Origin of the sequence: Streptococcus mitis (assembly GCF_009496205.1) — a bacterium.
Lineage (GTDB): Bacteria > Bacillota > Bacilli > Lactobacillales > Streptococcaceae > Streptococcus > Streptococcus mitis_BN.
In genome coordinates this window covers 25,249-34,870 of record NZ_WIJO01000017.1, presented here as the reverse complement: position 1 = coordinate 34,870, position 9,622 = coordinate 25,249, and the positions used below count along the sequence as shown (strand labels likewise).

The following is a 9,622-nucleotide window of genomic DNA, read 5'->3' as shown; positions in this document are numbered from 1 at the left end:
AGACTGTCTTTAAAACCTTTCTAAAGGACAAAGAGAAAATTGTCAATGCCCTTCAACTACCCTATTCAAACGCCAAATTAGAAGCGACCAATAATCTCATCAAACTTATCAAGCGCAATGCCTTTGGTTTTCGGAACTTTGAAAACTTCAAAAAAAGGATTTTTATCGCTCTAAACATCAAAAAAGAAAGGACGAAATTTGTCCTTTCTCGAGCTTAGCTTTTCTTCAACCCACTACAGTTGACAAAGAGCCGTTTATTCTATTCATAACGAAGGGCTTCAATTGGATCAAGTTTCGATGCCTTGTTGGCTGGCAAAACTCCAAAAATCATACCCACGCTAGCCGAAACTGCAAGACTAAATAGGGCAACTGGGATTGATACTCCTACTTCTATACCCGCAATCAAACCTTGTAAAAGTAGGCCAGCTATAGCGGTTAAGCCTGTCGCAATGGTTAGACCAATGACTCCACCAAGCAAGGTCAAAATCATGGATTCAATCAAAAACTGAATTAAAATATTAGCACGTGTTGCACCCAAAGCCTTACGGAGACCAATCTCACGGGTACGCTCTGTCACCGAAACAAGCATAATGTTCATAACACCGGTACCACCAACAAAGAGGGAAATCCCCGCAATGGCACTAATAATCGTAGTTATAAAGCCGAACATTTGTTGAACTTCGTTGAAGGCTTCTGTTGCATCTGCTACCTGATACTCCCCTTGTTGGAGACCAGCAATCTCCGTCATTCTTCTTGCCAACTCTGGCCCCAAAGTCTGGCTCAAGCTGGTATCATTAACACGAAAGACAATATTTGAAATCTCGTCTGTGTTAAAATTGACCGCAAGAGAAATATTAGTCGTAATTGGTAGTCCTCCGACTCCAAAGGTTTTTGCAGCCTTAGCTTCTTTACTTTCATAGACACCAATAACACGGTAGCTGATTTCATTTACTTCAACAATCTGATTGAGTGCATCTTTTGCTGAACCAAAAAGGCTCTTGGCTAGTTCATCATCTAGGACAATCACACTTGCAAAATCTTTATAATCTTGCTCTCTAAGACCACGACCTTCAATGATTTCATTTTCGACCGCATCCATATAAGTGACATTTCCACCTGTCATGTTAGCATGTTCGACCTTTTTATCCTTATAGGTTAAGGTAACATTCATCGAGTTGGTTAAATAGTAGCTATCCACTCCCTTGAGATTAGCAACTTCCTTGACCCAAGCTTCTTGAGGTTTTGGTGGTTCAACAAAAACTTCCTCTTCTTTCCCAGAAACTGTTAAAGCTGATTGTTTTTGGGTAAAAGAACCATCTTTACTTTTAATTGGCGAGAAAAAAACATGAATATTCTTCTGTGACTTGGTCATGTTTTTATTGACCTGACGAGACATGGAATCACCTAGAGCCATAATCACAACAACTGAGGAAACACCGATAACAATCCCAATCATAGTGAGAAAAGAACGCATCTTGTGGGCCATAATGGATGAAAAGGCAAATTTCAGATTTTGCATCTTAGTTTTCCTCCTTTTCTAACTGAGCACTATCAGATGAAATAACTCCATCGCGAATGACAATCTGACGTTTAGCATAGGCAGCAATCTCAGGCTCATGCGTTACCATGATAATGGTTGTTCCTTCTTTATTTAGTTCAACCAATAGTTGCATGATTTGATTACCTGTTTTGGTATCCAAGGCTCCTGTCGGTTCATCGGCTAGGATAATAGAAGGATTATTTACCAAGGCACGCGCAATAGCTACACGTTGCTTTTGACCACCAGATAATTCTGAAGGCAAATGGTGACTACGTTCTGTCAATTCAACCTTATCTAGATATTCCTCGGCTAACTTGCGGCGTTTTGAAGCCGAAACTCCTGCGTAAATCAAGGGCAATTCTACATTTTGTAGAGCATTGAGTTTGGATAGAAGAAAGAACTGTTGAAATACAAAACCGATTTGTTGGTTACGGACCTTGGCTAGTTGTTTTTCACCTAGTCCAGCTACTTCTTGGCCTTCAAGATAATATTCGCCACTGGTTGGTGTATCTAACATCCCAATCGTATTCATGAGAGTGGACTTACCAGAACCAGATGGTCCCATGATAGCAACAAATTCACCCTCATTCACTTCTAGGTTGATGTTTTTGAGAACCTGCAGTTCTTGGTCACCGTTACGGTAGCTTCTGCAGATATTTTTTAAACTAATTAGTTGCTTCATCAGCCTTCACCTCTTTTCCTTCCTCTAGAGAAGACGTTGGGTTACTGATGACCTTGACTCCATTTGTCAGACCTGATGTGATTTCTTGGTTGTCTGCATCAGCATTGCCCAAACCAACTTCTACTTTCTTGGCCTTTTTCTGCTCGTCAAGCACCCAGACATAGTTCTTATCATTTTCAGTAACAACACTTGTTAGAGGAACCAAAATGGCTTTACTCTTATTCTTGACCTCAACACTTACTGAAAATCCTTGTTTCAAATCACCGATTTCACTTGTAACATCAATGGTATATGGATATTTAGAGCCAGAATTACCAGCTGCTGTGGTAGCCGCTGCACTTGCTGCTTCGCCATTGTTTTTAGGGTAGTCAGAAATGTAGCTAATCTTACCAGTCCAGCTCTTATCTTGGTACACTTTAGAAGTGAAGGTTACTTCTTGTCCTACAGAGAGGTTGGCAAGGTTATATTCAGATAGTTCACCCTTAACTTGCAAGTTTTCATTGCTTACGACATGAACTACCACTTGGCTTGCTCCTGTTGGAGATTTGGAAACGTTACGATTGACTTCGACCACAGTTCCCTCTAAGGTACTGAGAACCGTCATTGCATCCAACTGACTTTGAGCCTTGCTTAATTGTGCCGCTGCATCTGCACGGGCATCTCGAGCATCACCCAATTGAGCGTCAATTGAAGATACTGAATTACCTGCGACTGGAGTTTGCGCTGCAGCTCCTTCGCCTCCTGTTGGTGTTGGCAACTGTGGAGCCGGAGCTGAAGTTGCTTCATTTCGTGCTTGGTTGAGTTCGTTGATATGACGATCTGCCTTCGCAACTGCTCGACTCGCTGAATCATAGGCCGCCTGTGCTTCTGAACTACTGTACTTGACTAAAGCCTGCCCTTCGCTGACCTTATCCCCCACAGAAACAAGGATTTCATCTAAATCTCCCTTACTAGCATCAAAATAAACATATTGTTCATTTTTTGCCGTTACTGTCCCTGACAATAAAACAGAGGATGCCACGCTTCCTTCCTTGGCAACAACAAGATGAGTAGCCTCATCTTTTACAGCAGTCTGAGAAGGTTGTCTAAATAGTAAAATCCCTCCAGCACCCAATACAACTACACTTGCAGCACCGATTGCTGCATACAATTGCCACTTTTTAGCTTTACGATTCTTCTTCATAATGAAACTCCTTTTTGATTTAAAGTCCTTAACAATATTATATAAAAATTAGCAAATATAAACAATAACAGTTCAGAACGAAATAATGACATTTCGGGATTTGATTATTGTTCGGAATCTATTTTTATTACCATTGTAATAGTTATATAATACACTTTATTTTTCCTTTTTGCAAGCCTTTTCTTTAATTTTTTTGAACGTAGCGGATTTTTGCAATCAAATCAAAAAAAAGATAGAATATGACTATCAAAAAATGACACTCTACTATTTCACAGAGTATAAAGGAGTTTTCAATGAGAGAATACGATATCATTGCTATCGGTGGTGGTAGCGGAGGAATTGCTACCATGAACCGTGCTGGTGAACACGGAGCTAAAGCAGCCGTTATTGAGGAAAAGAAACTAGGTGGAACTTGCGTCAACGTCGGTTGTGTTCCTAAAAAAATCATGTGGTACGGGGCACAAATCGCTGAGACTTTCCATCAATTTGGAGAAGACTACGGCTTTAAGACTACTGATCTTAACTTTGACTTTGCAACCCTACGTCGTAATCGTGAAGCCTACATTGATCGCGCTCGTTCTTCTTATGATGGCAGTTTTAAACGCAACGGCGTAGACCTGATTGAAGGTCATGCTGAATTTGTTGATTCTCATACTGTCAGCGTAAATGGTGAACTGATTCGTGCTAAACATATCGTGATTGCTACTGGTGCCCATCCAAGTATTCCAAATATTCCTGGTGCTGAGCTAGGTGGTTCTTCTGATGATGTATTTGCTTGGGAAGAATTGCCAGAGTCAGTTGCTATTCTAGGCGCGGGTTATATCGCCGTTGAATTGGCTGGCGTGCTCCACACTTTTGGTGTCAAGACAGACCTCTTTGTTCGCCGCGATCGTCCTTTACGTGGTTTTGATTCTTACATCGTTGAAGGTTTGGTCAAGGAAATGGAAAGAACAAACTTACCACTTCATACTCACAAAGTCCCTGCCAAGTTAGAAAAAACTGCTGAGGGCATTACCATTCATTTCGAAGATGGTACTAGTCACACAGCTAGCCAAGTTATCTGGGCTACAGGTCGCCGTCCAAACGTTAAGGGCTTGCAACTTGAAAAAGCTGGAGTGACTCTGAATGAACGTGGCTTTATCCAAGTAGATGAATACCAAAATACTGTTGTTGAGGGAATCTACGCTTTAGGTGATGTAACAGGCGAAAAAGAACTGACTCCAGTTGCTATCAAGGCTGGACGTACTTTATCTGAACGTCTCTTTAACGGCAAAACAACTGCAAAAATGGACTACACAACTATTCCAACTGTTGTCTTTTCACACCCTGCTATCGGAACGGTTGGTTTGACAGAAGAGCAAGCTATTAAAGAATACGGTCAAGACCAAATCAAGGTTTACAAATCAAGCTTTACTTCTATGTACTCTGCTTGCACTTGCAACCGTCAAGAAACACGTTTCAAATTGATCACAGCTGGTTCAGAAGAAAAAGTTGTCGGACTTCATGGAATTGGCTACGGTGTTGATGAAATGATCCAAGGATTTGCTGTTGCTATCAAAATGGGAGCAACCAAGGCTGACTTTGATGCAACTGTGGCGATTCACCCAACTGCATCTGAAGAATTTGTAACTATGCGTTAATCGAAACAAAAGAAGCTGATACAAATGTGTCTGCTTCTTTTTTGATATTTTCGAATCAACAAAATAATTATCCAACTTAATTAGTCAGCAAATCGGCCGTTACAGTTTTTGTTACCTTGTTTTAAAAAATTGGTTGACAATAATTACTCTACGAGTATAATAGTTACTATACATCAGAAAAGAGGTTAACTATTTTGAAAAAAGCTCATGTTTATGCTATCCCCGCTATTGGAGCTGCTCTCATTGCTGTTTTGGCACAAATCAGTCTTCCAATTGGACCTGTTCCCTTCACTCTGCAAAACTTTGCAATCGGCTTGATTGCTACTGTCTTCAGACCGAGAGAGGCTGTACTTTCTGTTGGACTCTATCTTCTTCTAGGTGCTATCGGTCTTCCTGTCTTTGCAGGAGGTGGAGCTGGATTGCAGGCGTTAGTTGGTCCTACTGCAGGCTATCTTTGGTTTTATCTTGTATACTCTGGACTTACTTCTTCCCTAACTAACAGCAAGAGTGGTGTTATCAAGATTTTTCTTGCAAACCTCTTGGGTGATGCCCTTGTCTTTATCGGCGGGATTCTAAGCTTGCATTTCCTAGCTGGAATGGCATTTGAAAAAGCTCTTGTGGTGGGGGTTCTTCCCTTTATCATCCCAGATCTTGGTAAAATTATTGCTATTAGTTTTATTAGCCGTCCCCTACTTCAACGCCTTAAAAATCAATCTTACTTTGCTAACTAAAAAAGGATATCGAGTTATCATGACTCAATATCCTTTTCTTTCATTTTGAAAACTTAGTTGCCTTTAAAGGCATCCACCATCGTTTGAAATTCTTCATTGGAGAGAGTAATCCCTTTGCCCATTTTAGTATGATCTGGACTCCAAGCACGAATATCAAACTTTGCAGGGGCACCATTAAAGCTCACACGGTTGATTTCCTTGGTCCAACCTTTTTCGTTTTCAGAAAGAGTCAGCAAGTGCTCTTCGATTTCAAATGTAAATTCTGCCATTTTCTTCTCCTTTTTTAGCTTTCATTAGTTTATTCGTAAAATCTTGTAGATTTTAGGAAAATTTTATATAATATTGATATAAAAGAAGGGAGGCCAATATGAGACATAAATTCCAGCAAGTTTTAGATAAAATACATGACTTTTTAAATGGACATGACCAACCTGACCAGACTGAAAGTAACTCCCTTACAGCCACTATTGAAGAGGCTGTCCAGAAACAAACTGCTGTTCACCTTATCTTGTCTGAGACAAGTTTTACAGGTGATATCATCAAATACGATCAGCAACGCCAACAAATTATCGTGAAAAATTTCGCCAAAAATGTGACCCGTATTATCCGTATAAGCGATATTCAACGCCTACGATTTGTCCCTTCAACCGTCCAAACAGCCCAAAAAAATAGATTTAAGAAAGAGTGAGATGTAGTTGCTTCATCCCACTCTTTTTTCTTAGCGAACTTGTTCAAAATGTAAATGAACGGCGATATGATCTCCGTAACCACTTCTTTCCAAGTCACGTTGTAAACGATAGGAAATGTAGTGTTCAGCAATGGTAATGTAACCTGCACCCAATAAACGATGTTCAACCATAGACTGAATCATGCTGATGGTAGCACGTTCTACCTTTGCCTCTTCTAAATCCAAAACGACTTTCTTAGTGACTTGTGCAAGGTTTTGACGCAAATCATCTGTCAATACATAGACAGTCTGGGCTGCCTTTAAGATGGCTTGGTAAATCTTATCTGGATTAAATTCAGCAATTTCGCCATCACGTTTGATTACTTGCATAGGTTTCTCCTTTATTCTTTGTTTTCTTTGATTTCTGCCAGAATTTTTTCTTCTTCTGCTGTCAGTTGATAATGTTCAAGCAAATCCGGTCTGCGCTCGTAGGTTTTCTTTAAACTCTCATACAGGCGCCACTGACGAATCTTTTCATGGTGCCCGCTCATCAGAACATCTGGGACAACCATGCCTCGATAATCATAGGGACGTGTGTACTGAGGATATTCAAGAAGGCCAGAAGAAAAACTATCATCTTGGTGGCTAGACTCCTTGCCAATCACTTCTGGAATCAGGCGTACTGTAGCATCAATCATGGTCATAGCTGCCAACTCTCCTCCAGTTAAGACATAATCTCCTAAGGAAATCTCATCCGTCACCAAGGTCTTAATTCGCTCATCATAACCCTCATAGTGCCCACAGATAAAGATTAGCTCTTCCTCTTGAGCCAAATCCTCAGCATAAGCCTGATCAAACTGCTTTCCAGCAGGATCGAGGAGAATCACTCTCGGATTTTTCTTTTCAATAGCGTCAAAGGCATCGAAAATGGGTTGGGCTCGGAGCAACATCCCCTGACCGCCTCCGTAGGGCTCATCGTCGACATGGCGCGCCTTTTCAGCATATTCTCGAAAATTATGATATTGGATATCCAAGAGCCCTTTTTCACGTGCCTTTCCAACGATTGAGTGCTCCAGTGGAGAAAACATCTCTGGAAAGAGGGTTAAAATATCAATCTTCATCGTCTAACCCTTCTAAGATTTCCACATCGACGCGGTTATTTGGAATATCAACATTGAGAACCACTGGTGGGATATAAGGCAAGAGCAAGTCACGCTTGCCTTTTCGCTTGACCACCCAGACATCGTTGGCACCTGGTTGCAGGATTTCCTTGATGGTTCCAACCAAGTTATCACCCTCATAGACTTCCATACCAATAATCTCGTGATAGTAGAATTCACCATCATCTAGATCGTTCAAATCTTCCTCAGCAACCTTGAGACTGTAACCTTTATACTTTTCGATAGCGTTGATATGGTACATATCTTTGAATTTAATAATGTCAAAGTTCTTCTGTTTACGGTGGCTAGCAATAGTTACTGTTTGAACAAACTGATCTTTTTCATCAAACAAGGCCAGCTCAGCCCCTTTTTTAAACCGTTCTTCTGCAAAATCCGTCACAGACAAGACTCGCATCTCACCCTGCAACCCCTGCGTATTGACGATTTTCCCAACATTAAAGTAGTTCATCTTGTCTCCTGTAGTCTATTTCTTTCCATCTTATTCGGATAATTCTCGAATAATAGTCACAATTTTTTCTGATTCTGACCATTGTAAATAATGGTGATTCCCTCCTAAAATGAGTTTAGTATTGGAAGTCCAATATTCTGATTCTCTGTACTCTTTTTCTCTATAAGGCTGACAAAAAATAAATACAGGGACATGAGATTGTATTGATAAATTCTCAAAATCTTCCTCAGTAATCTCTCCAGATATCTGAAATTCTGAATCTTGATTTTCCAACTCTAAGCCTTTTTCTTGCATTATTTCCCAGATTTCTTTATTAATTTCAGGGCTAAATGTTGCTTGAGTTAAGTTCTTAAAATAAAATTCAGGACCACACTCCTCAATCAGCCTCATCTGCTCTTCCATTTCTGGATAAGGATTTTCTGAAAAATCAGCAAACATGACGTTTTTAGTTGTCGGTTCAATTGCTACTAAAGCCTGACACTTAATTGGTTTGTTGAGCAATTTACAAGCTAAAATTCCACTCAAACTATGTACACAAAGTATATATTCAGAAATCCCTAATTCTTCAAGTACTTCATAAACCGCATCTGCAAGATTATCTAGATTTTTTCCAGCTTGGTCATGAATCGGACTCCTACCTGTGTTCGGAAAATCAATTGTCAAATAACCAATTGTAGGAGGAAGTTTTTCAAGTATAAGTGAAAAATTTTCATAACTTGGTAGCAAACCTGCACCACTTAAACAAACTAGCATTTTCTTTTGCTTTTGATAAGTAACAGAGAGACAACCAATTTCTGTAGATACTTCAATCCTCTTCATAAAGAAATCCACTCATTCTGTATAATGAATTATAAAAAATCCTTATCCTTTATTTTATCACGTTCCAAGGATTTTCTCAAGTTGGAGAAAAAGTATGTCAACTCTCGAATTCCTTCAAAAATCCTTCCAAATCACGTTCATGTTGGTACTTAATGGCTGCAGTTTTGTCTTTCTCAAAGATGGTTTTAGTTAGGTCAATATGGTTGATGGCTGCGATTGCGACGGTGTAGTGAATGATATCAGCCAGTTCTTTTGCTAGTTCCTCGTTCGAATCCTGAACGCCCTCTTTTCGACCAGAGCGCCCATTCAAAACTTCGGCTACTTCTCCGACTTCCTCCACTAGCTTGATAAAAAGACCTTCCTCAGTCCGAGACTGCTGGTAATGTTCGAGTAAGTAGTCTTGTAATTGTCTAAACGTTAAATCCTTCATATCCTGCTCCTCGCAAAAAAAGCGAGACATTCGTCCCGCCCTTCTTATTTTTCGTCAATAACGATTCTTACTTTTTTGTCTTCAGTTGGGACAGAGTAGACAATCGTTCTTATCGCAGAAATAGTGCGACCCTTACGACCGATTACACGACCCACATCGCTTTGATCAAGATCCAAATGATATTCCAAAAATTCTGGTGTATCTTCAATCTTGATAGTTAAGGCATCTGGTTGTGAAATCAAGGGTTTCACAATCGCAATAATGAGATTTTCAATCGTATCCATCTGTCAACCTACTTTAA

General features: G+C 40.1%; 14 protein-coding genes. 4 read left to right on the top strand and 10 right to left on the bottom strand.

From position 1 onward, the window contains the following. On the top strand, positions 1-218 hold a 218-nt coding region (locus GEZ85_RS04390; RefSeq protein ID WP_137996421.1), incomplete at its 5' end, for a transposase. A 41-nt stretch (positions 219-259) separates the two neighbouring features. Here GEZ85_RS04390 and GEZ85_RS04385 read toward each other — a convergent pair. From GEZ85_RS04385 to GEZ85_RS04375, 3 genes are read right to left on the bottom strand one after another with little or no spacing between them, the layout of a single operon-like run. After that, positions 260-1,519 carry an ABC transporter permease gene (locus GEZ85_RS04385; RefSeq protein ID WP_153210077.1) on the bottom strand — a complete coding sequence of 420 codons (1,260 nt, stop codon included), beginning with the start codon at positions 1,517-1,519 and terminating at the stop codon, positions 260-262. 1 nt (position 1,520) lies between these two features. Beyond that, positions 1,521-2,222 carry an ABC transporter ATP-binding protein gene (locus GEZ85_RS04380; RefSeq protein WP_153210076.1) on the bottom strand — a complete coding sequence of 234 codons (702 nt, stop codon included), beginning with the start codon at positions 2,220-2,222 and terminating at the stop codon, positions 1,521-1,523. After that, complete coding sequence (locus tag GEZ85_RS04375) at positions 2,206-3,408, bottom strand: efflux RND transporter periplasmic adaptor subunit (RefSeq protein ID WP_322741430.1); 1,203 nt, start codon at positions 3,406-3,408, stop codon at positions 2,206-2,208. The genes GEZ85_RS04380 and GEZ85_RS04375 overlap by 17 nt, the downstream gene beginning before the upstream one ends. A gap of 290 nt (positions 3,409-3,698) precedes the next feature. Here GEZ85_RS04375 and gor point away from each other — a divergent pair, with 290 nt between their 5' ends. Both gor and GEZ85_RS04365 read left to right on the top strand, forming a co-directional pair. Then, positions 3,699-5,045, top strand: coding sequence for a glutathione-disulfide reductase (gor, locus tag GEZ85_RS04370; RefSeq protein WP_153210074.1), 1,347 nt, complete (start codon positions 3,699-3,701; stop codon positions 5,043-5,045). 194 nt (positions 5,046-5,239) lie between these two features. Further along, positions 5,240-5,776 (top strand): biotin transporter BioY, encoded by a 537-nt coding sequence (locus GEZ85_RS04365; RefSeq protein WP_153210073.1) that lies wholly within the window; start codon positions 5,240-5,242, stop codon positions 5,774-5,776. Between the two features lie 53 nt (positions 5,777-5,829). Here the strand turns inward: GEZ85_RS04365 and GEZ85_RS04360 are convergent, their stop codons facing one another. Further along, positions 5,830-6,045 carry a YdbC family protein gene (locus GEZ85_RS04360; RefSeq protein WP_000807422.1) on the bottom strand — a complete coding sequence of 72 codons (216 nt, stop codon included), beginning with the start codon at positions 6,043-6,045 and terminating at the stop codon, positions 5,830-5,832. Between the two features lie 98 nt (positions 6,046-6,143). Here GEZ85_RS04360 and GEZ85_RS04355 point away from each other — a divergent pair, with 98 nt between their 5' ends. Continuing rightward, the gene (locus tag GEZ85_RS04355; RefSeq protein ID WP_153210072.1) at positions 6,144-6,464 is read left to right on the top strand and encodes a hypothetical protein; all 321 of its coding nucleotides are present in this window, start codon (positions 6,144-6,146) and stop codon (positions 6,462-6,464) included. A gap of 30 nt (positions 6,465-6,494) precedes the next feature. On the opposite strand, the gene GEZ85_RS04350 is transcribed toward GEZ85_RS04355, so the two are convergent. The 6 genes from GEZ85_RS04350 to kphA form a co-directional block, all read right to left on the bottom strand. Continuing rightward, entirely contained in the window at positions 6,495-6,833 is a 339-nt protein-coding gene (locus tag GEZ85_RS04350; protein ID WP_001196041.1) for an ATP cone domain-containing protein, read from the bottom strand. 11 nt (positions 6,834-6,844) lie between these two features. Next, positions 6,845-7,564, bottom strand: a complete 720-nt coding sequence (trmD, locus tag GEZ85_RS04345) for a tRNA (guanosine(37)-N1)-methyltransferase TrmD (RefSeq protein WP_153210071.1) — start codon at positions 7,562-7,564, stop codon at positions 6,845-6,847. After that, the gene (rimM, locus tag GEZ85_RS04340) at positions 7,554-8,072 is read right to left on the bottom strand and encodes a ribosome maturation factor RimM (RefSeq protein ID WP_153210070.1); all 519 of its coding nucleotides are present in this window, start codon (positions 8,070-8,072) and stop codon (positions 7,554-7,556) included. Before rimM ends, trmD begins: the two co-directional genes overlap by 11 nt. Before the next feature lie 30 nt (positions 8,073-8,102). Next, a complete protein-coding gene (locus GEZ85_RS04335) occupies positions 8,103-8,891 on the bottom strand; it encodes an alpha/beta fold hydrolase (RefSeq protein ID WP_153210069.1) in 789 nt (262 codons plus the stop codon). A gap of 97 nt (positions 8,892-8,988) precedes the next feature. Beyond that, a complete protein-coding gene (locus GEZ85_RS04330) occupies positions 8,989-9,321 on the bottom strand; it encodes a MazG nucleotide pyrophosphohydrolase domain-containing protein (protein ID WP_024057004.1) in 333 nt (110 codons plus the stop codon). Between the two features lie 44 nt (positions 9,322-9,365). Further along, positions 9,366-9,605, bottom strand: coding sequence for an RNA-binding protein KphA (gene kphA / locus GEZ85_RS04325; protein WP_000379617.1), 240 nt, complete (start codon positions 9,603-9,605; stop codon positions 9,366-9,368). Between the last annotated feature and the right edge of the window lie 17 nt (positions 9,606-9,622).

Bases quoted from the DNA above. Each gene is read 5' to 3' on its own strand.
- gor (WP_153210074.1), top strand. From the start codon at position 3,699: ATGAGAGAATACGATATCATTGCTATCGGTGGTGGTAGCGGAGGAATT.
- GEZ85_RS04330 (WP_024057004.1), bottom strand. From the start codon at position 9,321: ATGAAGGATTTAACGTTTAGACAATTACAAGACTACTTACTCGAACAT.
- GEZ85_RS04335 (WP_153210069.1), bottom strand. From the start codon at position 8,891: ATGAAGAGGATTGAAGTATCTACAGAAATTGGTTGTCTCTCTGTTACT.
- kphA (WP_000379617.1), bottom strand. From the start codon at position 9,605: ATGGATACGATTGAAAATCTCATTATTGCGATTGTGAAACCCTTGATT.
- GEZ85_RS04385 (WP_153210077.1), bottom strand. From the start codon at position 1,519: ATGCAAAATCTGAAATTTGCCTTTTCATCCATTATGGCCCACAAGATG.
- trmD (WP_153210071.1), bottom strand. From the start codon at position 7,564: ATGAAGATTGATATTTTAACCCTCTTTCCAGAGATGTTTTCTCCACTG.
- GEZ85_RS04350 (WP_001196041.1), bottom strand. From the start codon at position 6,833: ATGCAAGTAATCAAACGTGATGGCGAAATTGCTGAATTTAATCCAGAT.
- GEZ85_RS04360 (WP_000807422.1), bottom strand. From the start codon at position 6,045: ATGGCAGAATTTACATTTGAAATCGAAGAGCACTTGCTGACTCTTTCT.
- rimM (WP_153210070.1), bottom strand. From the start codon at position 8,072: ATGAACTACTTTAATGTTGGGAAAATCGTCAATACGCAGGGGTTGCAG.
- GEZ85_RS04380 (WP_153210076.1), bottom strand. From the start codon at position 2,222: ATGAAGCAACTAATTAGTTTAAAAAATATCTGCAGAAGCTACCGTAAC.
- GEZ85_RS04355 (WP_153210072.1), top strand. From the start codon at position 6,144: ATGAGACATAAATTCCAGCAAGTTTTAGATAAAATACATGACTTTTTA.